Annotated in this window: 19 protein-coding genes and 1 pseudogene; 15 read left to right on the top strand and 5 right to left on the bottom strand. The window is 41.8% G+C overall.

From position 1 onward, the window contains the following. Positions 1 to 2: 2 nt before the first annotated feature. Positions 3 to 500, bottom strand: coding sequence for a hypothetical protein (locus MMU07_RS13915; RefSeq protein ID WP_241126482.1), 498 nt, complete (start codon positions 498 to 500; stop codon positions 3 to 5). Beyond that, on the bottom strand, positions 497 to 1,021 hold the full coding sequence (locus tag MMU07_RS13910) for a gamma carbonic anhydrase family protein (RefSeq protein WP_241126481.1): 525 nt from the start codon (positions 1,019 to 1,021) through the stop codon (positions 497 to 499). The genes MMU07_RS13915 and MMU07_RS13910 overlap by 4 nt, the downstream gene beginning before the upstream one ends. Positions 1,022 to 1,173: 152 nt before the next feature. Between MMU07_RS13910 and MMU07_RS13905 the strand changes: the two genes are divergently transcribed. The 5 genes from MMU07_RS13905 (at position 1,174) to MMU07_RS13885 (ending at position 5,342) form a co-directional block, all read left to right on the top strand. Next, positions 1,174 to 1,893 carry a YceI family protein gene (locus MMU07_RS13905; RefSeq protein WP_241126480.1) on the top strand — a complete coding sequence of 240 codons (720 nt, stop codon included), beginning with the start codon at positions 1,174 to 1,176 and terminating at the stop codon, positions 1,891 to 1,893. Positions 1,894 to 1,972: 79 nt separating this feature from the next. Further along, a complete protein-coding gene (locus MMU07_RS13900; protein ID WP_241126479.1) occupies positions 1,973 to 3,223 on the top strand; it encodes an anthranilate synthase component I family protein in 1,251 nt (416 codons plus the stop codon). 3 nt (positions 3,224 to 3,226) lie between these two features. Further along, positions 3,227 to 4,336: a DNA polymerase IV gene (gene dinB, locus MMU07_RS13895; RefSeq protein WP_241126478.1), complete on the top strand. Its 1,110-nt coding sequence runs from the start codon at positions 3,227 to 3,229 to the stop codon at positions 4,334 to 4,336. A gap of 289 nt (positions 4,337 to 4,625) precedes the next feature. Further along, positions 4,626 to 4,931, top strand: a complete 306-nt coding sequence (locus MMU07_RS13890; RefSeq protein ID WP_241126477.1) for a type II toxin-antitoxin system HigB family toxin — start codon at positions 4,626 to 4,628, stop codon at positions 4,929 to 4,931. Between the two features lie 21 nt (positions 4,932 to 4,952). After that, positions 4,953 to 5,342, top strand: a complete 390-nt coding sequence (locus MMU07_RS13885; RefSeq protein WP_241126476.1) for a helix-turn-helix domain-containing protein — start codon at positions 4,953 to 4,955, stop codon at positions 5,340 to 5,342. Positions 5,343 to 5,491: 149 nt separating this feature from the next. On the opposite strand, the gene MMU07_RS13880 is transcribed toward MMU07_RS13885, so the two are convergent. Continuing rightward, positions 5,492 to 5,833 carry an antibiotic biosynthesis monooxygenase family protein gene (locus MMU07_RS13880; protein ID WP_241126475.1) on the bottom strand — a complete coding sequence of 114 codons (342 nt, stop codon included), beginning with the start codon at positions 5,831 to 5,833 and terminating at the stop codon, positions 5,492 to 5,494. A 96-nt stretch (positions 5,834 to 5,929) separates the two neighbouring features. Between MMU07_RS13880 and MMU07_RS13875 the strand changes: the two genes are divergently transcribed. From MMU07_RS13875 to MMU07_RS13865, 3 genes are all read left to right on the top strand, one after another. After that, entirely contained in the window at positions 5,930 to 9,160 is a 3,231-nt protein-coding gene (locus tag MMU07_RS13875) for a S41 family peptidase (RefSeq protein WP_241126474.1), read from the top strand. Between the two features lie 908 nt (positions 9,161 to 10,068). Beyond that, positions 10,069 to 11,328, top strand: coding sequence for a hypothetical protein (locus MMU07_RS13870; protein WP_241126473.1), 1,260 nt, complete (start codon positions 10,069 to 10,071; stop codon positions 11,326 to 11,328). A gap of 7 nt (positions 11,329 to 11,335) precedes the next feature. Next, complete coding sequence (locus tag MMU07_RS13865; protein WP_241126472.1) at positions 11,336 to 12,835, top strand: Dyp-type peroxidase; 1,500 nt, start codon at positions 11,336 to 11,338, stop codon at positions 12,833 to 12,835. Between the two features lie 400 nt (positions 12,836 to 13,235). Here the strand turns inward: MMU07_RS13865 and MMU07_RS13860 are convergent, their stop codons facing one another. Further along, positions 13,236 to 14,798: an SRPBCC family protein gene (locus MMU07_RS13860; protein WP_241126471.1), complete on the bottom strand. Its 1,563-nt coding sequence runs from the start codon at positions 14,796 to 14,798 to the stop codon at positions 13,236 to 13,238. A gap of 229 nt (positions 14,799 to 15,027) precedes the next feature. On the opposite strand from MMU07_RS13860, the gene MMU07_RS13855 reads away from it, so the two are divergent. The 7 genes from MMU07_RS13855 to MMU07_RS13825 all read left to right on the top strand — a co-directional run bounded on the left by MMU07_RS13855 (position 15,028) and on the right by MMU07_RS13825 (position 25,667). Then, entirely contained in the window at positions 15,028 to 20,154 is a 5,127-nt protein-coding gene (locus tag MMU07_RS13855; RefSeq protein WP_241126470.1) for an adenylate/guanylate cyclase domain-containing protein, read from the top strand. Between the two features lie 147 nt (positions 20,155 to 20,301). Beyond that, complete coding sequence (gene ypfJ / locus MMU07_RS13850; RefSeq protein WP_241126469.1) at positions 20,302 to 21,186, top strand: KPN_02809 family neutral zinc metallopeptidase; 885 nt, start codon at positions 20,302 to 20,304, stop codon at positions 21,184 to 21,186. Between the two features lie 30 nt (positions 21,187 to 21,216). Beyond that, entirely contained in the window at positions 21,217 to 22,647 is a 1,431-nt protein-coding gene (locus MMU07_RS13845; protein ID WP_241126468.1) for a sulfatase, read from the top strand. A 164-nt stretch (positions 22,648 to 22,811) separates the two neighbouring features. Further along, positions 22,812 to 23,561, top strand: coding sequence for a TerC family protein (locus MMU07_RS13840; RefSeq protein ID WP_241126467.1), 750 nt, complete (start codon positions 22,812 to 22,814; stop codon positions 23,559 to 23,561). An 89-nt stretch (positions 23,562 to 23,650) separates the two neighbouring features. Next, positions 23,651 to 24,580 carry a 2-hydroxyacid dehydrogenase gene (locus tag MMU07_RS13835; RefSeq protein ID WP_241126466.1) on the top strand — a complete coding sequence of 310 codons (930 nt, stop codon included), beginning with the start codon at positions 23,651 to 23,653 and terminating at the stop codon, positions 24,578 to 24,580. Positions 24,581 to 24,749: 169 nt separating this feature from the next. Next, the gene (greA, locus tag MMU07_RS13830) at positions 24,750 to 25,223 is read left to right on the top strand and encodes a transcription elongation factor GreA (protein ID WP_241126465.1); all 474 of its coding nucleotides are present in this window, start codon (positions 24,750 to 24,752) and stop codon (positions 25,221 to 25,223) included. Positions 25,224 to 25,274: 51 nt separating this feature from the next. Then, positions 25,275 to 25,667, top strand: coding sequence for an HIT family protein (locus tag MMU07_RS13825; RefSeq protein ID WP_241126464.1), 393 nt, complete (start codon positions 25,275 to 25,277; stop codon positions 25,665 to 25,667). A 244-nt stretch (positions 25,668 to 25,911) separates the two neighbouring features. On the opposite strand, the pseudogene MMU07_RS13820 reads toward MMU07_RS13825, so the two are convergent. Further along, a pseudogene (locus MMU07_RS13820) lies at positions 25,912 to 26,249 on the bottom strand (four helix bundle protein). Positions 26,250 to 26,392 lie beyond the last annotated feature (143 nt).

Here is a 26,392-nt window from a genome sequence, read left to right as displayed (position 1 = left end):
CATTACAATTGTTTTTTTAACAACACTTTTTTGAAAACACCTGTCAAAACAATAAAAATGGTTAGAGTCGAAAAGGTCCATTTTACAGCTGTCGAAATTCCGGCCAGAGATCCCCAAAAGTCACTTTTTTCAGGAAATAGATTTAAAATATTGATGATGCTGATATTTTCGATGACATCACACAACAGGATGGCAAGGGGAAAAATGACCAACTTTTCATTTTGCCAAAGCCTGAAAATAAAGAATGAAAACAGGGCTCCATACACCAATGGATAGAGCATATCCGAAACCATCAAACCTATTCGGTAGCTCTTCCTGATTTCAGGTGTGAATCCGTCTATTCTGTCATAGGCGTAGTCCGAGGAATAAAAAATCTCCAAATCAAGCGGTTTTTCTCCCGGCATCATACTTGGTAAGATCCAAAGATTAAATCCCAGAAACAGGACAAAAAGTAGGGCAATGTTTCTGTTGGTGCTGAATTTGGTTAGGAATTCCTTCATTTCGCGTCGCTTTCTTTAAACCATTCGGCATACATAGGATAATTTCTTGCTGTCCGCTCTATCACTTCAAGCATTTCTGGACCTGTCTCCTTCACTTTTTTGGCAGGCATACCCGCATAGATGGAGTTGGCCTCTACTATTGTACCCGCCAAAATCACCGCCCCGGCCGCAATCACCGCGCCTGAGTGGACTACAGCATTGTCCATGATAATCGCTCCCATGCCGATCAGTACATTGTCATGGATCGTGCAGCCATGTACCACGGCATTGTGGGCGATAGAAACTTTGTTTCCTATTACTGTCCCGGATTTTTGATAGGTGCAGTGAATCACTGCGCCGTCCTGAATGTTGGTATCATCACCGATCCTAATGTGGTGTACATCTCCACGGACCACAGCATTGAACCACACTGTACAATTTTTGCCCATGACCACATCTCCGACCACCGTCGCGTTTTCTGCCATCCAGCAGTTTTCTCCAAAAATTGGGCTAAAACCCCTTACACTTTTAATTAAAGCCATATTTTTCGGTTTATAGTCTGATCGTGTACAAATTCCTGAAGGTCAAATTTATTTTTTTTTAACTTATTTGAACTTTTTTAATCAATAATAGTTTTACATGTATATACATAGATTCATGTGTAATCAATTTTAAAATAACAACACTCAACACTATGAAATTATTACAAAGAACAGGATTAGTTATTGCCCTTGCTTTTATCGTGGTAGCTTGCGGCAAACCAACAGACACCGTAGAAGCAACTGACGCAGCTGAAGTAGCAGAAGCTACAGGAAAAACCTTAGCTATAGATCCATCTACAAGTCAGATCAATTGGAGAGGCTACAAGCCAACAGGCCAGCATTTTGGATATATTCCTGTGTCTACAGGAGAAGTTACTGTGCAAGGTGAAGAACTTACAGGTGCAAAGTTTGTATTTGATATCACCGGTTTGAAAATCCAGGACATGGAAGAATCAAATGAGTTTTATGGAAAACTTTGGGGACACCTTCAGTCTCCGGATTTCTTTGATGCAGCAAACCACCCACAGGCTACTTTTGAACTGACTTCTATAGAGCCTTATGCAGCAGGTGCGATTGCAGACAAAGAAGAATTCGCTTCTGAAAATACACCAAAGAAGGACTCTGAAGTTGCTTCTGCCAACCCAACCCATTGGATTTCTGGCAACCTTACCATGAGAGGTACTACCAAAAACATCAAATTTCCTGCAACCGTTTCAATCGTTGACGGAGCTGTAACCGCCTCTGCAGGTTTTAATATCGACAGAACTGCTTGGGGCTTGGCTTATGGTGACGAAAGCACTGCAGTTGACAAAGCAAAAGATCAATTTATCTACAATACAGTTTCTGTAGGTTTTGACATCAAAGCAAACTAATCCAACTTAGTATATAAATCTGAAAGAGGAAGCCGTAAGGTTTCCTCTTTTTTTTGTGCCATTACGTTACTTTTGCAACATGTCAGAAAAGTTTGTGTTTTCGATTCCCGAGCATCCTGATTGGAAATGCCATTTGCTTCAATGGTTTGACAAACAGTATTCGTATTTTTCATTTTTTCAGAACAACGGGATTGCCTATCCACATGATGGATTTTCAAATGTTATTTTTGCAGCCAATCAATGCTTGGATTTGGCTGAGGCAGACCGGTTTTATGGAAAAAATGAGTTGGTAGGAATCGTCAGTTACGATTACAAAAACAAGGTTGAAAAGCTTAGAAGCAATAATTCTGTCTTAATCGATTGTCCCGAGTCCTTGTTTTTTATTCCTGAAATCAGGATAGAAATTGGCAAGAAAAATTTCACTGTTTTTCATCCCGAAGGGAAAAAAATAGGCGAAGAAATCAAGAAGTCATTCCAACTGATTTTGTCCAATCCCAAGGTAAAAGTGAACCCTTTGACCACCCGACAAGATTATTGCGCTGCCATCAAATCCATCCAAAACCACATCGAGGAAGGAGACATGTACGAGTTGAATTATTGCATTGCTTTTACCTTTGAAAGTCAAAAATGGAATCCGGTTATAGGTTTTAGGGATTTGGTGGGAAAGTCTCCCATGCCTTTTTCCTCTTTATTCAAAGCAAAGGAAAAATACCTTATCGGAGCTTCTCCGGAGAGATTTCTCAAAAAAGCAGGAAATCAACTTATCGCTCAACCCATCAAAGGCACTATCAAAAGAGGGAAGGATGCTGTCGAAGATGATTTTCTCAAAAACCAATTGCTTAACTCCGAAAAGGAACGAGCCGAAAACCTGATGATCGTTGACCTGATGCGGAATGATCTTTCCAAAATCTCCGAAATTGGTTCTGTGGATGTGGAGGAGCTTTTTGGTGTCTATCCCTTTGCCAAAGTCCATCAGATGATCTCGACGGTGAGTTCGACTATAAAGAAAGAATTGGGTCTTAAGGAAATTTTCCATGCCACATTTCCGATGGGGAGCATGACAGGCGCACCAAAAATCAAGTGCATGGAATTGATCGAGCAGTATGAAAATTTTCAGAGAGGTTGGTTTTCAGGAACTTTGGGACATATTCAAGCGAATGGGGATTTTGATTTCAATGTGGTTATCCGAAGTATTGTTTTTGATCGAAATGCAGGCAATGGATACTTTGCGGTAGGTTCGGCGATCACCTACGATGCGGACGCCGGATATGAATATGAAGAGTGTCTGCTCAAGGCTTCTGCGATCATGGAGGTTTTGGAAAGAAAATAGTTTATGGAAAACGTCAGGAAAATCATACATGTGGACATGGACGCTTTTTATGCATCCGTGGAGCAGATGGACAATCCTGAACTGAGGGGAAAGCCCCTTGCCGTAGGCGGAAACAGGGAAAGGGGCGTGGTAGCTGCAGCTTCTTATGAAGCCAGAAAGTACGGTGTCCGCTCGGCCATGTCCGGCAAAATGGCTGCCCTGAAATGTCCGCACCTGATTTTTGTTCCACCTAGATTTGAGCGGTACAAAGAGATTTCCAATCAGATCAGAGAGATTTTTTATGCTTATACCGATTTGGTCGAGCCGCTTTCTTTGGATGAAGCTTTTTTGGATGTGACAGAAAACAAGGTGAACAACCCTTCTGCCACAAGAATCGCCTTAGAAATCCGAAAACGCATCAAAGAAGAAGTCGGATTGAATGCCTCAGCGGGAATCTCCTACAACAAGTTTTTGGCAAAAACAGCTTCTGACATCAACAAACCCAATGGTCAGGCCGTCATCTTGCCCAAGGATGCGGAAGCATTTTTGGAGAAGTTGCCGATAGAGCGGTTTTTTGGAATCGGGAAAGTGACTGCCGACAAGATGAAAGAACTGGGCATTCACAATGGTTTTGGCCTGAAGCAATTTTCCCTGCAATACCTCAGCAAGCGTTTTGGGAAATCAGGTCTTCACTTTTACAACATTGTCCGTGGCATCCACCTGAGCGAAGTCCAACCTAACCGCATCCGGAAATCGCTGAGTGCTGAAAATACTTTTGAAACTGATTTGGCTAAAATGGAAGAGTGGCTGGTAGAATTGGAGGAGATTTTCGAAGAACTCAAGCGACGCATCAGCCGAAGCGGGATCAAAGGAAGAACTGTCACCCTCAAGATCAAATACCACGATTTCACTGTTCAGACGAGAAGCAAGACTTTTGAGCAATTTACCGAACCCGAAAGAATATGGGAAACCACCTTGGAGCTCCTCCACCAAGAAGAACTCAAATCCCCGGTTCGCCTCTTTGGCATAGGCATCTCCAACCTCAATGTCGAAGAAGAAAGCCTCTATGTAGGAAAGCAGCTTTGGATTGAATTTGGGGAGGGGGATCGTCATTCGGAGTCCCCAACATTTTAAAATGTTCAGAAAAGAAATGACGTTGGGTGTTGCGTCATCTTGAATCCGAGTTACGAGGATGAAAGATCTCAGAAAAAAGAGACCCTTCGCTTCACTCAGGGTGACGACCAAGAGATTCACGTCATTGGTAGTGAAGCGAAGAATCTCTTAATTGTGGTTTTGAATGCTAAAGGGAGTTTTCAGTCACAGTTTGCAGTGGTCAGTCTCAGTTTTCAGTCGCATGAATTGGATTTTTTGTTTTCATTTTGAAAACTTTATATTAGATTTAAATGTTGAAAAAAATAAGTCTTTGAAAAACATTATCGCTTTAAGGAATCTGGTCAGGTTTTACAATAGGCATCCTGATGCAAAAGCAAGTATTGAAACTTGGCTTGCGATCACGAAAAGTGCTGTTTGGCAGAAGTCTTCAGATGTTGTCAGAGATTTTCCTGATGCTGATCCTGTGAAAAATAACAGAGTGGTATTCAACATTGCGGGAAACAAGTACAGGTTGATTGTTCAAATAAGTTATGTTAGGCAATGGGTCTTTATCAAATTTATTGGAACACATTCCGAATACAATAAGGTTGACGCGAACACAATTGATCAGTTTTAAACCTTTAAACAATATTTAAAAATGAAATGGGATAAAATAATTACCACCGAACAAGAATATGAAGCTGCCTTGAATAGGTTGGCCGAGGTTTTTGAATCTCATCAAGATAGCCCTGAGGGAATGGAAGCGGAATTGTTGGTTACACTGATTGAAAAGTATGAAAAAGAGCACTACCCAATCAATTTACCAGACCCCATTAAAGCAATCAGAGAAGCTATTGAAATGAAGGGTTTAAAAGAAAAAGACCTAATTCCTGCAATAGGCAGTAAAACTACCGTTAGTCTTGTACTCAACCGCAAAAGGGCAATGACTGTAGATATGATCAGAAACATCAAAGAATTACTCGGACTGCCTTTGGAAGTCCTCATCCAACCCTATGAACTGAATGGAGAGCGGGAATTGGTGAAATGATGAAAAGAAAACATGATTTATTTAGAAATCAGTATTGTGTCCTTAATTCCTTCAAACCTTCCAACCTTCCAACCTTCCAAACCTTTCAACTTTTTAATTTTCCAATCTTCCAACCTTTTAATCTTCCAACCTTTTAATCTTCCAATTTTTCAATCTTCCAATCCAAACCCATAATCCCTCTCCACCAAACAAATCCTTGTCTTGTAGGAGGAGTACCATTTTTCTCTACCCGTGCGCTGTGCAAATAGATGTTCGCTGACCATTTTCCAATTGCGGATGGCATCTAGGCTTTCCCAATAACTGACTGTGATACCCAGTCCTTCTCTAGCCGATTCTTGCCCGAGGTAACCGGGTTGCTTTTTAGCAAGTTCGACCATTTGATCCACCATTTCTCCATAACCCTCATCCACTTCTGTACGGATGCTGGTGAAGATGACTGCATAGTAAGGTGGAGGTGGTGTTTTTGAGATTTGGATGTTTTCAGCAATCATTTTGTGTAGGTTAAAAACTATTTAGCCCAAAATTGAAAAACAGGACTTGGAAAGCCAAAATTTATATAATTTTAGCCAAACAATTCCAAATCCCATATGCATATCATCAAATCGAGTTTGAGCATATTGATGCTCTTTGTTTTTTCTTTTGCTTTCGCCCATGAATCCCCAAAATGGCTGCGTTATCCTTCCATTTCTCCTGACGGTTCGCAGATTGTTTTTACCTACAAAGGGGATTTGTATAGCATTCCTTCCTCGGGGGGAAAAGCCACCCAATTGACTTTCCATGAAGCGCATGATTTTATGCCTGTCTGGAGCAAAGACGGCAGCAAGATCGCTTTTGCCTCGGACCGATACGGTAATTTTGATGTCTATGTCATGAGTGCTCTTGGCGGAGATGCCAAGCGTCTGACCTACCATTCAAATGATGAGATGCCTTATTCATTCTCTGCAGATGACAAAAATGTGATCTTTGGCGGTGTGCGTCAGGACCTTGCCGAACACAGACAATATCCGACAGGTTCGCAGGCAGAACTCTATCAGGTGGCTATCGGAGGCGGAAGAGTGGATCAGGTGTGGACCATTCCTGCAGAATATGTACAGGTCAGCACCGATGGCAGCAAGATGATCTACCATGACAAAAAAGGTGGCGAAAACGAATGGCGCAAGAGACACCAATCTGCCATCACCCGAGATATTTGGTTGTATGATGCTGCGAGCAATACCCATAAAATGATCTCGGAATTTGGGGGTGAAGACAGAAACCCTGTTTTCGCTCCGGGAGAAAAAGCGGTCTATTACCTGACCGAGGAGATGGGAAGCTTCAACGTCCAAAAAATGAGTTTGGACAATCCCTCCCAAAAAACGGTATTGACCAGTCTGAAGGATTTTCCTGTCAGGTTTTTGAGTATTTCCAAAAATGGCCTGATGAGTTTTTCTTATGACGGAGAACTCTATACGTTGAGAGAAGGCGAGCAACCTAAAAAAGTGGCCGTTTCGATTACCACACAGCGTATTTCCAATGCTGACAGCTATATCAGTATCAATGGTGGCGTGAGAGAAATGTCTATTTCCCCTGACGGAAAAGAAATCGCCTTTATCGCTAGAGGAGAGGTTTTTGTGACTTCTGTGGATGGTTCTCTGACCAAAAGAATCACCAATACGCCACAGCAGGAGCGTTTTGTACAGTTTGCGCCGGACGGCAAATCAGTCGTATATGCAAGTGAAAGGGATGGCAAGTGGCAGATTTACCAAACCAAAAGGATGAGGGAAAAAGAGGAGATCTTCTTCTTTGCGAGCACCTTACTCCAAGAAGAGGTTTTGGTAAGTTCGGAGGTAGACAATTACCAGCCGATTTTTTCTCCTGACGGAAAAAAATTGGCTTATATCGAAGGCAGAAGGACTTTGAAAGTTCTCGATTTGGCCACCAAAACTTCCGTGACTTTGATGACTCCGGAGCAGTTGTTCCACATGGGAGACGGCGACCAATATTTTACTTGGAGTCCGGACAGCAAATGGCTGTTGGCAGAATTCAATCCCACCATGGCCAATGGCGAAGTGGTGCTATTGGATGCCTCAGGCAAAAAAGCCATGGAAAACCTGACTCAAAGCGGTTATGGTGACAGCAGACCGAAGTGGGTCAATGGCGGCAAGCAGATGATATGGTTCAGCAACAGAGACGGCCTGAAGAGTTTTGCAACAAGTGGAGCTGCTCAAAACGACGTGTACACCCTGTTTTTGACAAAGGATTCCTATGACAGATTCCGGTTAAGCAAAGAGGAATTTGAACTGCTAAAGGAAACCGAGAAAGCAGGAAAGGAAAAAAAGGATGAAGACAAAAAGGATGTAAAAAAAGAAACTCCCAAGGTAGAAGATATCCAAATCGATTGGGAAGATTTGAAAGAGAGAAAAGCCAAATTGACAATCCATTCGTCTGCTTTGGGTGATGCGGTCATTGACAAGGATGGCGAGAAACTTTTTTACCTCGCCCGTTTTGAAAAAGGGATGAACCTTTGGAGCACTGATCTTCGAACAAAAGATACCAAGATGGAACTGAAACTCGATGCAGGGTTTGGCAGGTTGGAATGGGACAAAGAAATGAAAAACCTGTACCTCCTCGCGGATGGAAACATCTCCAAAATCACCGACAAAGGCACCAAAAGGGAGCAGATCAAAATCGCCGGGGAAATGACTTTGGATACCGATGCAGAGCGTGCAGAGATGTTTGAGCATATCAAAATCCGCACAAAAGGAGCTTTCTACACCCCGGATTTCCACGGCGTGGATTGGGATGCCTTGACCGCCCAATATGAAAAATACCTTCCTTATATCGGAAACAGCTATGAATTTGCCGAGATGGTTTCTGAGTTGATCGGAGAACTGAATGTCTCGCATGCCGGCGCAAGGTACAGCCGAAATATACCACAAGGTGACGCCACCGCTTCTTTGGGGATTTTTATGGATTACTCTTTCAAAAATCCCGGAATCAAAATCGTTGAAGTGCTCAAGGGCGGACCTTTGGACAAATCCGGCATGAACATACAAAGCGGCATGGTCATCGAGAAAATTGACGGAGAAACCATTGCCTTGGACAAAGACATTGCCCAATACCTCAACAGGAAATCCGGTAAATTTACTTTGATCGAAGTATTGGACCCAAAGACAAATACCCGTCAACAGGTCACTGTGAAGCCGATCAATTTGGGTGAGGAGAACCAATTGCTATACAAGCGATGGGTAAAGAAAAACCAGGAAGAAGTGGACAGATTGAGCAACGGGACTTTGGGCTATGTCCATATTCCCGGCATGTCTGATGGGCCATATCGCACCACTTACGAGGAGATGATGGGCAAATACCATGAGCGCAAAGGTGTAATCGTGGATACAAGATTCAATGGAGGCGGAGATTTGGTGGCGGATTTGGCCATGTTCTTTACCGGAGAAAAATTCATCACCTATGCCACTGAAGACAGGGAAGTGGGCTATGAACCGACATTCCGTTGGACGAAGCCGACCTTGGCGATGTTCAACGAAAGCAATTATTCCGATGGACATTGTTTTGCCTGTGGGTATACCGACCTGAAAATCGGCAAGACTGTCGGCATGCCTACGCCGGGAACCTGCTCTTTTGCTGGTTGGGAAATGCTGCCTGATGGTGGTCGATGGGGAATTGTACCGATCTCAGCCAAAGACAAAGCCGGCAATTGGATGGAAAACAACGAGACCAAACCCCAATTCCAAGTCAAAAACATGCCGGGACAAATCGACAAAGGAAAAGACCAACAGTTGGAAAAAGCCGTGGAGGAATTGATGAAAGATGTGAAGTAACCCTTAGACTACGCTCAGGGACCAAGAGCCCTTCGACTTCGCTTAGGGACCAAGAGGCGAGACTTAACCGTCATTCTGAGGGAGGAACGACCGAAGAATCTCTTACTAGAAGCGAGCCCTTCGACTACGCTCAGGGACCAAGAGCCCTTCGACTACGCTCAGGGACCAAGAGCCCTTCGACTACGCTCAGGGACCAAGAGCCCTTCGACTACGCTCATGGACCAAGAGAGGCGAGATGCGAGAGACGAGAAGCAAGACTTACCCGTCATTCTGAGGGAGGAACGACCGAAGAATCTCTTACTGGAAGCGAGCCCTTCGACTTCGCTCATGGACCAAGAGAGGCGAGATGCGAGAGACGAGAAGCAAGACTTACCCGTCATTCTGAGGGAGGAACGACCGAAGAATCTCTTACTGGAAGCGAGCCCTTCGACTTCGCTCATGGACCAAGAGAGGCGAGATGCGAGAGACGAGAAGCAAGACTTACCCGTCATTCTGAGGGAGGAACGACCGAAGAATCTCTTACTGGAAGCGAGCTCTTCGACTTCGCTCAAGTACCAAGAGCCCTTCGACTTCGGTCAGGGACAAAAAGAAAAAGACTTTTCCTTGTCACTTCGACGGAGGAGAAGTCTTTTTTTGTCTTCCGGAGTTTTTCCTTACTAATTTTTCCGATTATCCCCACCTCCTAGATTATCCAATAATTTATTTTATATTCAAAGTACCTATTTACCTGTATTTGTTACATATATCCTGTTTGTAAATCAGCCTTGAAGAAGCAATCTTAAATGGCAAAGTTGATTTAATAGCGGTTTTGCCATGTTGATTTAAAATTTGGAAAGGCCCACCAAAAAGCTGATTTATGGAAAATAAATTTTTAAAGAGAAATGAGTTTATAAATTAATATTTTCCTTATGAGGCAAAACTCAGTCACCATCATAGTCCCGGTCATCAAAAACAAGATTGATGGCTTAATGGAATATTTAGACAAAATTAAAACTGACCTTGACCATGGAAAGCCACCCGAATTTGAAAAGTTGGATGTTGTCCATTATGCCCGGTGGGTAGTCATCGACCATGGAAAATCCTGGATCAACGACCCGACTCCGAGAGTTCCAAAGCTTGTTTTTGTGGTTGATTTTGATGGGGATGTAGATACTTTTTTAAAAGGGTTTTGTACCGACACCTCGCATATTTTAGATAAGGTATATGGGTTTTGTGAAGCATATCCCGTTATTGACCAAAGAAGCCCCGAAAGCCGGATAGCTTTTCTCAAAAAAAGTATCGTAAAAGATGCAGCAGTGTATATTGGTGCTCCGGGACGGACCGTGAAGCAGATCAGGGAGGAAAAAGCCCTTAGAAACCATATCAGAAAATTTTTGGACTCCCGGTCTTGGAAGGATGTTTCCGCCAAAACCATCCATGAGAAAATCAAAGAGGAAGTACTGAAAAAAGAGGAATTTTTATTTCTAAATCAGAAAGTCCATATGCCAAGGATTAATTGGCTGGGACTTATTTTCCTAGGCTTGATCCTGATTGTTTTACTTCCTTTGATTATCATTTGGCTGTTGATTGTCCATTTTTTCTACGAAAGGAAGGATGTGAACTTTACCAAAAAGCGTAGTGGATTGGATAGTGATTTCCTAACCGAACTGGAAAAGTATGAGGACTTCAAAAACCAAAACCAGTTTACCCAACTCGTGGACATGAAGGAAGGAAAAGTTAGGCTGATTACTATTAAAGCCATGTTTGCCCTTTCCAAAGGCCTCATCAAATTCATTTTTGTTCAAGGTAAACTGATGGGAATTCCGACCATACATTTTGCCAAATGGGTCATGTTTGAAGACAATTCACGGGTTTTGTTCTTCAGCAATTTTGATGGAAGCTGGCAGCAATACCTTGGAGACTTTATCGACAACAGTGGGTGGGGGCTGACAGGTATTTTTTCCAATACCAAGGTCTTTCCCAAAACCAATTTTTTACTCACAGGAGGTGCTTATGACGAAGAACATTTTCTGGCTTGGAGTCGAAATTCGGAGTTGGTCACCAATGTATGGTACACAGCCTATCCGGATCTTTCCATCAAAAACGTCAACAATAACACCAAAATCAGGGTACAGCTGATGAAATCATTATCCGAACGTCAGGCAGCCAAATTCCTCAAACTCATTTGATATCCTTATGACAAAGTTAGAACTCGAAGATATTCAGGGCTATATCATCCGCGGCTATGCACACATGATGTATTCGCGGTTTGTGTACCTACAGATTACTGATGCCACTGCTGCCAAAAAATGGCTCTCCAAATCTTGGGAGGATATGACCACGGCGGTACATATCCATGATAAGTCAAAGATTTCCTATAAACATTTGAATATTGCTTTTACCCACAAGGGTCTGAGTGTCCTTGGACTAAATGAGGAAAACCTCAATGCGTTTTCAAGGGAATTCCGGCAGGGAATGGTCTCTCCCCACAGGTCAAGATTGCTTGGAGATGCTGATAGCAGTGCACCCGAGAAATGGAATTGGGGCAATTATTCCGGTGATTCTGATGAAACCGATGATTTCATTGAACCAAAGGATCGTAATTTTCCCATCCACCTTTGTCTGATGGTATTCGGCAATGACAAAGAGAGTGTTGATGATATTAAAAAAGATAAAATCGTCTGTTTGAAATATTATGAAGAGTTGAAAGCCAAATTTGCAGAAAACGGACTTGAAGAACTGTTTTCCATTGACGGACAGACTCAGCCTGACAACAAGGAGCATTTTGGATTTAGGGATGGTATTTCCCAACCGATCATAGAAGGTTCGGGTAGGGTAGGTCCCAAAGATGATGTGGTAAAGGCCGGAGAATTTCTATTTGGTTATGAAAATGAATTTGGCGTCTATCCTGACACACCGCTGATAGTCAAAGACCAGGGAAATCTGAACCTCCTTGCTCCTGATGCAGGGGGAAGCGGGCTGAAGGACATTGGAAGGAATGGCTCTTTTCTTGTCATGCGGCAATTGGAACAGGATGTCCATAAGTTTTGGACTTTTTTAAATGAAAAAACCAAAAACCCAGATGGCACCAATAACGAAGAGGAAAGTCTGAAACTTGGTGCAAAAATCATGGGAAGGTGGCAGAGTGGGGCGCCGATCACCCTTTTTCCGGACAAAGATCCCGGGGTTATCAGCGACATCAATGATTTTGGTTATTCTAAATTTGATCCGGACGGACTGAAATGTCCTTTTGGATCTCACTTGCGACGAAGCAACCCACGTGAAAGTGTCGATGACCATGGGGTCAAAGAATCGCTCAAACTAAGCAAGCAACACCGTATCATTAGGAGGGCGAGGCTTTATGGACAGATTTTTGAAGGATCACCGACCAACACAAACCCTGAAGGGGAAGTGGGATTGCTTTTTGCCTGCTTCAATGCCGACATCAGCAGGCAGTTTGAGTTTCTCCAATATACTTGGGGCAAACTTCCAAAAGTCAAAGAACTCTACAATGATCCCGATCCGATCATTGGAGTTAAGGAAAATCCGGATGCGGAAGAAGAACAGAATTTTACCATTCAGGATTTGCCGGTAAACAGGACCGTCAGCGACCTGCCAAGGGTAATCACTGTCAAAGGTGGTGCTTATTTCTTCTTCCCTTCGATCAGTACCTTGCGGTATTTGGCAACGGTTTAGGAGAAGACGCGAGATGTGAGATTTGAGATGTGAGACTTGGGAAAGATTGTAGAATCCGAAGTGTTCAGCAATAAGAAAAGGCTCAGATAGGGTAATAGCGGTTGTTGTTCCGTCATTCTGGGTCCCCGACATTTTAAAATGTTCAGAAAAGGAATGACGTTGAGATTTTTCTAATTTGGCCTAGGCAAGCTCGGCCACCGACTTTTTTTAGTTTAAGAGGAGGGAAAAGCGGCGTAGCCGCTTTTCCCTCCCCTCCCTTAAAGGCCCAATATTCCGTTCCCCGAGCATGCCGAGGGGTAATTGAGATTTACGTCATTGGTAACCGTAGCCGGCGAAGGTGAAGAATCTCCACTAGCGGAGACACTTCTCCGCCGCGGCGACCTGTGTGACGACCTAGAAATCAATCCTCCAAATAAGCCTTTGCGTTGTTGAGGCCGTTTTGTAGGTATTTTTTGAGAAAGAGGGGAATGAAGAGCATCAGAAACAGTTTGGCGAAAATATTTTTGTAAGTAAATGTATAAACCCACCGCAGCCTTGTTTGGTCATCCACTGTGTCAAACCACATCTGTCCGTAGGTTTTATTGGTCATTTTCTTGAAAATATCACTGAAGTCAGTCGTCTGATAGGCATAGTGTGAATGAGGATGAACTGTTATCAATTCTTCAACCAATTTGGCGCCATCTCCCCGTTCTACCTGTCGGTTATCTCCGACTTTTTCCCAATTACCCCTTAGGATCTTCACATTGATTACGCCATATATGGGTCCGGTTTTCAATAACCAATTGGGCAATTCCTTAACACTTGATACATATTTATATGCTTTCTCCTTGCTGCAGTTGACTATTACTTCAGCAGTGGTTTGCAATATTTTTTTGGAAGGTACCTGTTGGTCAATTATCTTTCGGCTATTTGTTTTGATGATATCTTGAAGGAAATCGGGTGACTCTTTAGGCTCCAATACAGGTAGTTTGTTTTTGTCATGGCGGAATTTTGACATCACTTCGTAGACTCTTTTTCTCACCCTGTTAAAGCTGCCCAAAGGTCTATGTGCCGGTAGGGAGTGCCAAGGGTTAAATGAGAGGTTGTCTCCGAATTCCATTTGTGCATTGGAATCAAAAACCTGAGCATAAATGGTCAAAGTGGCCAATTTTATATATTGAGAAGTCCAAGCCACAGTTGGGTCTTCGATGGGCATAGCTTCCGCATCTGTTTGGAATTGCACATAAAAATCAAATTTTGCCTCGTTGTCATGCAGCGATTGGGCAAGGTTATACCTTAAGTAATCATAGTCTGTGGTGTTTTCGATGACGACCTGATTCTCGGGTGAAGGCCTTAGATGGTACTTTACTGCTCTGTCTACGGTCCCGAATTGGTACGGCTGCGTACTCCAATAGGGAATACTGAGCGGATTATCGCAGGCTACCATACTTTTATTGATCCGCATCAGCGTGGGTAAATGAAAGGGGTTCAGAAAGTAAAGCAAGGTTTTGATTTTGCTTGCAGATGTCAGGGCTGTTAGGAGTGTATTTAGTTCTTTGATGGTTTTGGCAAAAAACGTCTCACTGCTCATCAATAAAAAATCCTGAGTTTCCTGAAAATGCGCATCGTTTAGGATTTTTTCCCCGGGAACTCCCATCAGTTTGACTGCGACTCCCCGGATATCTTTCTTTTTGTCTTTTTGGGTTTGGGTATTGCCATTTGAAAATCGCACCCAGGCCTGGTATTCTTTTGCTGTGCCGGCAAATACCCCTACTTTTAAATCATCAGGCAGGTTTTTTTCTACCGCAAAAGTTGCCTTGACACAGCCATGCATTTTGGTATGGACTTGTCGGAGCATTTTTTTGTCCTTGTACAAGCGGGTGACTTGGGCTTCAAATTCATTGACCATCTGAGAGGCTATGCTGTCTTCATCCGTAGTCACATATTCATGTCCAATTTTTTTACCTGAAAGTAGATATGACATAAAATCTAAGAGTTTTAAAATTGATTATAAAATAAATCAGTGGATAAAAGTCACATGAAAGTAATTAAAAATAGGGTAAAGTTTCTTTAAAACAAAATATTATTAGGTGGTTTGAATAATAAAAAATGTATTATATTTAAGACAAAACCTATTGAGCTCTTTTGCTAATAATTCCCCTTTTTGTTTGATTGTGGATTCTTTTCAACTTACCATCAAAAAAATATCCTAAATGGAATGGCATGTTTTGTATGCGGGTAAAATTCATTCTATTCTGAAATCAGAATCGTTTTTTGAGCAAAATTTTGTCATCAAAAAAGCCACTAATTCTTCCCTTTCCCAAATTGATTTCTTGAAATCAGGAAACGAAGCCTCTTTTGCAGGAGGGTCTATCGAAGGATTCAGAAAAGTTATAGGGATTGAAAGCAGTAGTTCTGAGACACATCTCAAGCTTCAGTTTATAAAGGGACAAAGCTTAAAAGAGTACAATTCTGTTTCTCTTAGTATTGTCGATAAATTAAAAATATGTATTGCCATCACCAAGAGATTGGCTGAAGTGCACCGTCAGGAGATTGTTCACCTCAATCTGAACCCGGGACATATCTTGATTGAGTCAGGTTCAAACAAGATTTTTTTTATCAGTCTAGGCTTGTCTACCCGTATACAGAGGAAGATCGGGGTGCAGAGCAGGTTGATTTTTTCTGAAGCTGATTATGATTTTATAGCACCTGAACAGACGGGAAGAATCAGTACTGATATTGGCTATTACACTGATATTTATTCTTTGGGTGTTGTTTTTTATTGGTTTTTTACCTCAAAACTCCCTTTTGAATCAAAAGAGGGACTTTCCAAGATTCACGCCCATATCGCCCTTACTCCAAAAAGACCTGTCGAAATCGTCGACATCCCAAAAATCATCTCAGACCTGATTCTGAAAATGCTTGAAAAAGATGTACAGACAAGATATCAATCGGCAATGGGAGTTTTATACGACTTGGAATTGATCCTTAATTCCCTGCAAAGGAAAGGTGTTGCAGCCAATTTTGAATTAGGTACCAATGATTCTTCAGGGGTACTGATGTTTTCAGATGAGCTTTATGGTAGAGAAAGTCAAATTCTACAACTTAAAGAAGCTTTACAAAGGGTCTTGGAAGATGAAAAAATCCTGATGCTTGTCTTTGGAAATTCGGGTGTAGGTAAATCTGTCCTTGTAGAACAGCTTTACCGACCCGTGATCAAACAGGGAGGTTTCTTTATCTCTGGGAAGTTTGACCAATTGAGAACAGATGTACCTTATTCTGCTTTTTCTCAGGCTTTAGGCAGGCTCGTGAGCCAGATTCTGCTTCTGAACGAAAAGGACCTTGGACACTGGAAGCATGAGATGCATCGGCTGCTTCATCCCATCGGAAGGGTCTTGTACGATATCATTCCCGGTCTTGAAAAACTCCTGGAAAATGAGCCTGAATTGCCGGTACTCAATGGCGTGGAGGCACAATTGAGATTTAATTATGCCTTGAATAATTTCTTTCAGGTGTTCTCTGATTCAAGCAAACCTCTGGTCATTTTTATCGACGACCTTCAGTGGAGCGATCTATCTTCGCTCAATTTGATGAGGAATATTCTTACCAACAAAGACCTCAAAAACATTATGATCGTCGGGGCATACCGGGACAATGAAATCACCACGGGCCACCTCTTCCTTCAATTTAAGATGGAAATAGAAGACTTGGGAATTAATCCTGAAGAAATCTATCTAGACAATTTGCAGTTTGAAGATATCCAACGGCTGGTAAGCAATACTTTGGGAAAATCAAAAAGCCCATTGGCTGAGTTGGTGAAAATCGTAGACAAAAAATCCGGAGGCAATGCCTTGTTTGTGAATCAGTTTTTGAGAGCCATTTACAAGAATGAAATGCTGCATTTTGACAGTGCTGAGGGGAGTTGGAAATGGGATGCAGAAGAATTGATGGGCTATAACGTCGAAGGGGATATCGTCAACCTCTTTTTGGAGACTATCAATAAATTGCCTTCAGGGTGTATTGACAAACTCAAATTGGCTTCTTGTATAGGAAATAAATTTGGTTTGGGGGAATTGGCCATCATCACCAAGGAGGGTAAATACAATGTTTACCAAGATTTAAAGCCTGCCCTTGACCTTGACCTGATCATCGAAAGTCGGGATGGCAATCTCTACTTTGTCCATGATAGGGTGCAGCAGGCCTTTTATTCATTGAATGACGATAAAGGCAGGCAGGAATTTCACCTTAAAATCGGAAGGCTTCTTTTGGAAAACACGCATGATGAAGACCTCAGGGAAAGTATTTTTGATATCGTAAACCAGTTCAATTTTGCCAAAGAACTTGTCTCAGATCCTGCCGAATCAAAGAAGCTTTGCGAACTTAATATCATAGCGGGTCAGCGTTCTCAAAGTGCCACTGCCTACCTTTTGGCGATGCAATACTTTGAAAATGCAATTCAATTCCTTCCTGCTGATGCTTGGGAAAAGGATAAAAAATTCACCTACAGTCTCTATCTGAATGCAGCCATCGCAGCCAATCAATCCAATAGACGTGAAAGTTTCAAAGAATTGACCAAGCTACTTGATGCAAATGCCACCGATATATTGGATAAGCTTCGTCTCGCAGAACTCAAGATCCAAAATGCCAATGTAGAAAATGACCAAAAAAGGGTCATCGAAATCGGATTGGAGGCGCTTCATTCCGCCAATATCCATTTAAAACTACATCCAACGCAGCTTGATGTACTTTTTGGTTATTTGATGACCAATGCTCGTTTGGGTTTTTTCAAAGAGGATGCCATCGAAAAGTTGCCAAAAATTATAGATGAGAAATTGGTCATCAGCATGTCCATCATGCACCATATGTCCCTTGCAGCCTATTTCTTGGAACCCAATATGGTTCCTCTTATCATGTTTGAATTGATCCGTCTCACTCTCAAGTTTGGATTGGGACCAAAGACACCTTTTGCCTTTGTGGTTTTTGGCTACATCAATATTGCCTTTATGGGAAAGATGGAAAAAGGCCTCAAAATGGGTCAGCTAGGCAATAGGCTTGGCGAAATCCTGAACAATGAAGACCAGTTTGTTTCTCTCAAGCAAGTCTATGTCATGTTTATTTCCCAATGGCTTTCCCACCTTGCTGATACAATTCCTGATTTGGAAGAGGCCCTGAAAAAAGGACTAGAGACAGGAGATTTCGAATTTACCTCTATTATAGGCCAATTGATTATTTATTGGAATTTTTACGGAGGAGAGCCGATTGAAAAAATCCTTAAAAGAGGAGAACTTCTCAGCATGCAGGTGGCACCTCTCAATCAGATCATGCAGATCAAGCGGATTGATTTGTTCAGACAATCTACCATGGGTTTGGTGGATGGAGTCAGGGACTTTGGGGTTTTGGCAGGGGAAGTGTTTGATGAGCGAAAGATTGATTTTCCCAACGAGCCTGCATTTGGACTTTATTACCATAACCTCTATGCCCAGAAAAAAATCCTGGCGATGGTATATAACCAAAATGAAATCGCATGGGGATTTTGCTGTAAGGAAAAAGAATATCTGATCCCGGTAAAAGGTTCGGTTACCGAGATGTTGTTTTATTTTTATGAAAACCTGTGCATTACACCCATCTATGCCTCAAAATCACCGGATGAGAGAAAGATGTTGCTCAAAATATGCCGGAAAAACATCAAGATGATCAAAGGTTTGTTGAAATATTCAGAGGTCAATTACCGGCATAGATACGAATTGATGAATGCTGAATTCGAAAACCTGAACAATAATTTTGACAAAGCGGTCAAGTCATATACCTATGCCATCCGCTTTGCACGCCTGCATAAGTATATCCAAGATGAAGCTTTGATTTGGGAAAGGGCGGGAATGTTTTTTAAATCTCAAAACCAGCCTGAAGCGGCCCAGTTTTATTTTTCAAATGCTTATAAAGCCTATTCCAAATGGGGAGCAAAAGGAAAACTCGACCAAATGAAAGAGGAGTACTCAGGTTTTATTTCGCCCGAAGAAATCGGAATCAAGTCCAATAACCTCGATTTGGATACTATTCTCAAGACCATCAACCTGATTTCGGGTGAAATGGTGTTGGAAAACATCCTGACAGGCCTAATGAATCTGGTTACTGAAAATGCCGGAGCTGAGCGGGCGTTTTTGGTTACCCGTGAAAAAGATAAAAAAGTCATCAAGGCTTCATTGGATATTTCAAATAATGAAATACAGGTATCGCAGGATATTCCGTTTGATGAGTTTGAAGAAATCGGCCATTCGGTCGTGAATTATGTCATGAGAACAGGTGAAACCTTGGTCTTGGAAGATGCAAGTGTCAAACTTCCCTATTCCAATGATGAATATATCTTGAGAAATAAAGTCAAATCTGTGGTCTGCCTTCCATTAAAGCATGCAGGGGAAGGTTTTGCCTTTCTGTATCTTGAAAATAGGTTACTTTCAGGGGCATTCACAAGGGAAAGAATCGAAATCCTGCAGGTGATGGCTACCCAAACTGCCATTTCGCTCCAAACTGCCATGCTTTTGGATCAAACCATCCAACTCAACGAAGAACTGAAGCAGGAGGTGGAATTCCGAAAAGCTGTCGAAGAAAACCTGAGGATAAATGAAAAAAGGCTCGAAGAATACAATGCCAACCTAGAGTATAAAGTCAATGAGAGGACGGTTGATTTGCAATCAGAAAAAGAAAAAACAGATGAGTTGCTGCTGAATATCCTGCCCATGGACATCGCCCGTGAACTCAAGGAAAAAGGTACTGCACAAGCCAAAAAATTTGAAAGTGTTACGGTGCTTTTCACAGATTTTGTGGGATTCTCTATCATAGCTGAAAATATGTCTGCCGATGAGCTTGTTTCAGAGATTGATTATTGTTTCAAAGAGTTTGATAGAATCCTTCAGAAATATCCAATTGAAAAAATCAAAACCATAGGAGATGCTTACATGGCCGTGGGCGGACTTCCTGTTACCAATAATTCCCATGCGGTGGATATAATCAATGCTGCTATTGAAATAAGGGATTTCATTGAAATCCATAAACAAAAAAAGAAAGCGCTGAACAAACCGATTTTTGAAGTCCGTATCGGGGTCCATACAGGAAATGTGGTGGCCGGGATAGTTGGGCTAAAAAAGTTCGCCTATGACATTTGGGGAGATACCGTAAATCTCGCCTCCCGCATGGAAAGTAGCAGTGAAGCAGGCAAAATCAATATTTCAGGAACAACTTATGAGCTGGTCAAAGACCGGTTTGATTGCAGTTATAGAGGTAAAATCATGGCCAAAAACAAAGGAGAGGTCGATATGTATTTTGTGGAGGGAGTCTATAAATAACTTTACCTATTTATACAGAAGCAGGTTTTGGCCGATGGCTATTTATTAAAAAGGCACAATTTTAAGTATCAGTTTCACAGACCTTCACAGTTGTTTCCCAAAGGGCTTAATTGTGACTTGTTTTTGTTCAAACTCAAATCAAAAAATATGAAATGGCAAGGTAGACGAAAGAGCAGCAATGTAGAGGACAGAAGGGGACAATCCGGTGGCGGTGGAATTAATCCGATGTTGTTGGCACCTTTGGTTAGATTGCTTTTTTCCAAAGCCGGTCTGGTCATTGTGGGTGGTTTTTTCTTGTTGATGTGGCTTACCGGAACCAACCCGATTAAGTTTATTTCGCAGTTCACAGGTGGGGAACAGTTGTCCCAAGTTGCCTCCGATTATGTGCCGAGCGCTGAAGAAGAGCGCCTTGCGGAGTTTACGGCAGTTGTTCTTGCAGAAACGGAGGATGTGTGGCATAACCTCATGGAGGATTATAGAGAACCTGGTTTGGTTTTATTTACAGGAGGAGTGGAATCAGCTTGTGGATTTGCTTCCTCAGCGACAGGTCCTTTTTATTGTCCGGGAGATGAAAAAGTCTACATAGATCTGGGTTTTTTTCAGGATATGGGAAAGAAATTGGGAGCTCATGGGGATTTTGCACAAGCTTATGTTATTGCACATGAAGTAGGACACCATGTCCAAAGGCTTGATGGTACATTGGAAAGAGTCCAATCACAGCGCGGCAGTTTGCCTGAAGCCGAATTCAATAGATTGATGGTCATGTTGGAATTGCAGGCAGATTTTTATGCAGGAATCTGGGCGCATTATACACAGAAAGTTGCCAAAATAATGGAACCCGGTGATCTGGAGGAGGCATTGAATGCCGCTAGTTCGGTGGGAGACGACAGACTCCAAAAGCAAGCCACAGGGAGGGTAGTTCCCGATTCCTTTACCCATGGTACATCCGAGCAGAGGTCAAGATGGTTTAAACTTGGTTTTGATTCAGGTGATGTGACCAAAGGGGATACTTTTAACGCCAGAAAACTATAAGCATTGAAAATGACAAGTCGATACCGAAAAATGATAAAACAAACTTTACTTGCATTCCTTTTGATCAATATTGCGCTTCAGTTGGGTTGCTTTGCAAAACAAGCCAAGGAGGATTTTCATATCATTTTGATCCATGTGGATGATTTGGGTTGGGCGGATATCGGCGTGCTTGGGAGTGATTTTTATGAAACTCCCCATATCGACAAATTGGCTGCTGAGGGCATCTTGTTTACCAATTCCTATGCTGCTGCTGCCATATGTTCGCCGACAAGAGCTGCATTATTGACAGGGAAATATCCCGCTCGGACCAGCATCACAGATTGGATTCGCGCCAAGTTCCAAGGTGGAAGCGGAATCGCTTGGCCCAGCGAATATGAAGAAAATAAAGGAAAAGAATGGAGAACACCAAAGAATCAGGGCTTTTTGCCACTAGAGGAAATCACCTTGGCAGAGAGACTGCTTCTATATGGTTACACCAATCTTCATATTGGCAAATGGCATTTGGGAGAAGAAGGTCATTTTCCGGAGGACCAAGGTTTCCATTTCAATATAGGTGGGAATGACCTGGGTCAGCCACCAAGTTATTTCGACCCATACCTTCCCGAAAAACCGATGCCACATTACCATTTAAATAACCTTCCTGCCCGAAAAGCCGGAGAATTCTTAATGGACAGGGAAGGAGATGAAGTGGTGGCGTTTATCAGGAAACATAAGGAGGATAAGTTTTTTATACACTGGGCGCCATATGCTGTCCATACCCCGATCATGGGCAAAGCTGAATTAATTGAAAAATACCAACAGCAGGAAAAAGGCAATCAGGGTAATCCTGTCTATGCCGCCCTGGTCGAAAGCCTCGATCAAAATGTAGGAAAAGTGATGCAGGAATTGGAAAGATTGGGTTTGAAGGAAAATACCTTGGTTATTTTCACCTCCGATAACGGCGGATTGATCGGGAATCCCACACAGCCCATTACGAACAATTACCCTTTGCGCTCCCAAAAGGGATATCCTTACGAAGGGGGAATCAGGGTTCCGACGATTGTGAGATGGCCTGAAAAAATTAAAGCAGGGCAAAAAAGTGAAACTCCCATCATCAGCATGGACTGGATTCCTACCATCCTGGAATATTTGGGAGAAGAATCGAATAATGAAGTATTGGACGGAGTCAGTCTGGTTTCGGCATTTACAAATCCTGACCAAATTATTCCAAGAGATTTGTTTTGGCATTTCCCACATTATAGGGGTACAGATGTCGTTCCTTATGCCATTGTCAGGTCTGGAGATTTTAAGTTGATACATTATTTTGATGGAAGTGAAGCTGAGCTTTTTGACTTGAAAAATGACCCCATGGAAAGTCAAAACCTGATCAATTCCGATTTTATAATTGCGGATGAACTTATTGGGAAATTGGAAACATGGTTTGCCGAAACAAATGCGAGGCTTCCTGTGAGGCTTGACTGAATTCCATAAATCCATTTATCCTAGATATCTAGATTGATTTCAGGCATGATTCAACCTTTGCATTTGGATCCCCGATGATGACTTTCGTAAATTTCTTTAATCAAATATTCCCAACTCTATTTACCTTCGCAGGTCTTATCGGCTAAACCTTAACTCAACCACACATGGAGATATTTCTTCAAACCGAAACCTGGATTGCTTTATTGACTTTGACCTTTTTGGAAATTGTCCTTGGGGTCGATAATATTATTTTTATCTCTATAGTATCTAACAAATTACCTGAATCACAACAAGGAAAAGCAAGAACTTTGGGATTGGCTTTTGCATTGATTTTTAGGATTGTTTTGCTTTTGGGTATTTCCTATATCATTCAGTTTACGCAACCTTTGATCTCTGTTTTTGATTTTGACATGAGTGGAAGGGATTTGATCTTGGCCGGTGGAGGTTTGTTTTTACTCTTTAAATCTACTATAGAAATCCACCATAAAATGGAAGGAAAGGCTGAGGAAGTCAAGCCTAATTCAGCAAATAATTTTGCAAAGGTAGTCTTTCAAATCATTCTGTTGGACTTGGTATTCTCTTTTGATAGTATTCTGACAGCCATTGGATTGGTCGAGGAAGTGCTGATCATGATTATTGCTGTCACGATCTCAATCGGGATTATGATGGCATTTGCGGGCAAAATCAGCAGTTTTATCAATAAGCACCCAACCCTTCAGGTCTTGGCACTTTCATTTCTGATTTTGATAGGATTCATGCTGCTCGTCGAAGGCTTCCATGTAGAAGTTCCTAAAGGTTACATCTATTTTGCGGTATTCTTCTCCCTAGCAGTCGAGGTGATTAATATGAGAATGAGGAAAAAGGAAACCTCAAAACCCGTACAGCTCAACCCGCGCCTCAAGGAGGGAAAGTAGCAGTAGGCCGTCTCAGTAGGCAATCCTCAACCACTACAACAATTACAACCACTACAACAAATTCAACAATTACCACATTTTTAACCCAAATGAAAGTCCTTATCATCGATGAAATGCACCTCAGTATTATTCCTTTGTTGGAAAAGGATGGTTTTGAGGTGGACTACAAGCCGGAGATCAAAAGAGAAGAGATCATGGAGATTGTCCATGAGTATGAGGGATTGATTATCCGGTCCAAAACACCCATGGATAGACCTTTGCTTCAAAAAGCTACCAAACTCAGATTCATCGGCAGGGCAGGGGCAGGTTTGGACAAAATAGATTTGGAGTATTTGGACCATAAGGGAATCCGTCTCTTTCATGCAGCCGAAGGGAATAAGGATGCAGTGGGAGAACAGGCGATCGGGATGCTTCTGGCTTTGTTTAACCATATCGGCAAAGCAGATCAGGAAGTCAGAAAAGGAATCTGGAAAAGGGAAGAAAACAGGGGAGAAGAACTGCAGGGCAAAACTGTAGGAATCATAGGTTATGGCAATATGGGTTCGGCGATGGTCAAAAAACTATCAGGATTTGATGTCAGGATTTTGGTATATGACAAATACAAAACGGGCTTTGGAAATGAATTTGTAGAAGAAACCGATTTTCAGACTATCCTTGAGGAATCTGATATTGTCAGCATGCATGTGCCGTTGACATCCGAAACAAGAAATTTTTTCACATTGGAAGAACTCCAAAAGTTTAGAAAACCCATTTATCTGATCAATACAGCGAGGGGAGAAATCATTTCCTTTGAGACATTAAACCAAGCTTTGGATCTTGGGATTTTGAAAGGTGCAGTACTCGATGTGTTGGAAAACGAGAAATTCAATACCTATTCTCCCGAACAAAAAGAGGAATTCTCAAAACTGGCAGCTCGGGAAAATGTAATTTTCAGTCCCCATATCGCAGGGTGGACGCATCAGTCCTATGTCAAGATCAATGAGGTGCTGGTGGAGAAAATCAGGAAATCGTTTCTTTAAAAGACCTCTTTTAAAAATTCCCAAAAGTTTTCTTTTTGATTATGGATTGCTTTCTCTGACTGATTTAATTACATTTGTACTATCACATAAGAAATAGATTAGAAGAAACGGTTTCAGCAATGAGACCGTTCTTTTATTTTTCATAGGCATAGTAATAATTTAGAATACCATGGGACAAATACAGTATTACACTGAAGAAGGCCTGAAAAGGCTAAAAGATGAACTTCAGGAATTGAAAACAAAAGGCAGGACAGATATTGCCAAGCAGATCGCTGAAGCAAGGGACAAGGGAGATTTGAGTGAAAATGCAGAATATGATGCCGCCAAAGACGCACAGGGATTGCTTGAACTTAAGATTGCAAAACTCGAGGCTGTGGTCGGTAATGCCCGTGTCATGGATAACTCCAAAATGGATGCTTCCAAAGTTGGGATCCTTAGCACAGTAAAAATAAAGAATATCAAAAACGGGATGACCGTTTCTTATACATTGGTTTCGGAAGAAGAAGCTGACCTCAAGGCAGGAAAGATTTCTTTAGCTTCACCATTTGGTAAAGGACTAAACGGAAAAGCAATCGGTGACATCGCCGAAATCAATGCACCTGCAGGTGTTTTGCAGTTCGAAATCTTGGATATATCGTATTAAAAAAAAATTCTCCCGATGGATTCTCCTTCGGGATTTTTTATTTTTACTCCCATGGCAACAATCTTCACCAAAATCATCAACAAAGAAATTCCTGCTGAAATCATTGCAGAGGATGAGAGATTTATCGCTTTCCTTGATATCATGCCTTTGGTCAAAGGACACGTGCTCGTAGTTCCAAAGCAGGAAGTGGATTATATTTTTAACCTCGATGACGACACACTTTCGGGACTCCATATTTTTGCAAAAAAAGTAGCCAAAGCCATCGATAAGACCATCAAGTGTACCAGAGTCGGTGTGGCTGTGATCGGATTGGAAGTTCCGCATGTGCATATCCATCTAGTTCCGCTTCGTACCATGGACGACATCAATTTCACCCGTCCTAAGTTGAAATTAAGCAAAGAGGAGTTGGCAGAGATTGCGCAGACAATCAGGAAGGGGTTTTGATTTAGAGGTCAGTTGGCAGTTTTAAGTGGTCAGTTGGCAGTTTTAAGTGGTCAGTTGGCAGTTTCGGTAATCAGTATACAGTTTACAGTATTCAGTAGCGGTTTTCAGTAATCAGTCGCGGGAATTAGTAGCAGTATTCCGTCTCAGTGTGTAGTTAAGATTTCAATCGTAATTTTCAAGAGGAAGTATTCTGTGGGCAGTCATCAGTTTCCAATTACCGGAACCTGTTCTTTTCCAAAAAAAATCATTCTTTTTCTGTACCCTTTTTCTTCACCCCAAATTTTTCAGGATTTTGTATCATAAAATTGAGTAACCTTCTAATTTCCTGATTTTTCAAGACCAATTCTTTACAATCATTTTCATCCAAGTATTTACAGGAAAAAGCAAAATCAAGCCAAACAACTGTTTCACTGTTTTCCATATCAGCATCGCTCATTTTAGAAACAAAATGAAGTGGATACATCCTTTTTCTGTAGCCTTCTGTAATATTTATACATACAGACCGGCACTTCTCCTTATTTGGTCTATCAATGAATATTTTTCTTCCTTGGGGAATAATTTACTTACTTCAAAAATTCCCATAGCTAGAAAATAAGCTTTTTGGAAGGGCAATAAATCCCTGAAATTCATAAATTTCTCTAAAAATTTGTAACTACTCAGGTTCTATTTAATTAACCGGAATTCAAGTTTTTTAATTGGTAACTGCTTTTGGGTTTAGCCTGTGT

It is taken from the genome of Cognataquiflexum nitidum, assembly GCF_022538055.1.
GTDB classification, from domain to species: domain Bacteria; phylum Bacteroidota; class Bacteroidia; order Cytophagales; family Cyclobacteriaceae; genus Cognataquiflexum; species Cognataquiflexum nitidum.
Note: the sequence above shows the minus strand (reverse complement) of the source record. Positions and strands in the feature narration are given on the sequence as shown.

Coding starts and splice junctions, on each gene's coding strand:
- MMU07_RS13915 (WP_241126482.1), bottom strand. CDS start 500: ATGAAGGAATTCCTAACCAAATTCAGCACCAACAGAAACATTGCCCTA.
- MMU07_RS13905 (WP_241126480.1), top strand. CDS start 1,174: ATGAAATTATTACAAAGAACAGGATTAGTTATTGCCCTTGCTTTTATC.
- MMU07_RS13885 (WP_241126476.1), top strand. CDS start 4,953: ATGAAATGGGATAAAATAATTACCACCGAACAAGAATATGAAGCTGCC.
- dinB (WP_241126478.1), top strand. CDS start 3,227: ATGGAAAACGTCAGGAAAATCATACATGTGGACATGGACGCTTTTTAT.
- MMU07_RS13875 (WP_241126474.1), top strand. CDS start 5,930: ATGCATATCATCAAATCGAGTTTGAGCATATTGATGCTCTTTGTTTTT.
- MMU07_RS13825 (WP_241126464.1), top strand. CDS start 25,275: ATGGCAACAATCTTCACCAAAATCATCAACAAAGAAATTCCTGCTGAA.
- greA (WP_241126465.1), top strand. CDS start 24,750: ATGGGACAAATACAGTATTACACTGAAGAAGGCCTGAAAAGGCTAAAA.
- MMU07_RS13910 (WP_241126481.1), bottom strand. CDS start 1,021: ATGGCTTTAATTAAAAGTGTAAGGGGTTTTAGCCCAATTTTTGGAGAA.
- MMU07_RS13865 (WP_241126472.1), top strand. CDS start 11,336: ATGACAAAGTTAGAACTCGAAGATATTCAGGGCTATATCATCCGCGGC.
- MMU07_RS13880 (WP_241126475.1), bottom strand. CDS start 5,833: ATGATTGCTGAAAACATCCAAATCTCAAAAACACCACCTCCACCTTAC.
- MMU07_RS13845 (WP_241126468.1), top strand. CDS start 21,217: ATGATAAAACAAACTTTACTTGCATTCCTTTTGATCAATATTGCGCTT.
- MMU07_RS13855 (WP_241126470.1), top strand. CDS start 15,028: ATGGAATGGCATGTTTTGTATGCGGGTAAAATTCATTCTATTCTGAAA.
- MMU07_RS13900 (WP_241126479.1), top strand. CDS start 1,973: ATGTCAGAAAAGTTTGTGTTTTCGATTCCCGAGCATCCTGATTGGAAA.
- MMU07_RS13860 (WP_241126471.1), bottom strand. CDS start 14,798: ATGTCATATCTACTTTCAGGTAAAAAAATTGGACATGAATATGTGACT.
- ypfJ (WP_241126469.1), top strand. CDS start 20,302: ATGAAATGGCAAGGTAGACGAAAGAGCAGCAATGTAGAGGACAGAAGG.
- MMU07_RS13840 (WP_241126467.1), top strand. CDS start 22,812: ATGGAGATATTTCTTCAAACCGAAACCTGGATTGCTTTATTGACTTTG.
- MMU07_RS13870 (WP_241126473.1), top strand. CDS start 10,069: ATGAGGCAAAACTCAGTCACCATCATAGTCCCGGTCATCAAAAACAAG.
- MMU07_RS13835 (WP_241126466.1), top strand. CDS start 23,651: ATGAAAGTCCTTATCATCGATGAAATGCACCTCAGTATTATTCCTTTG.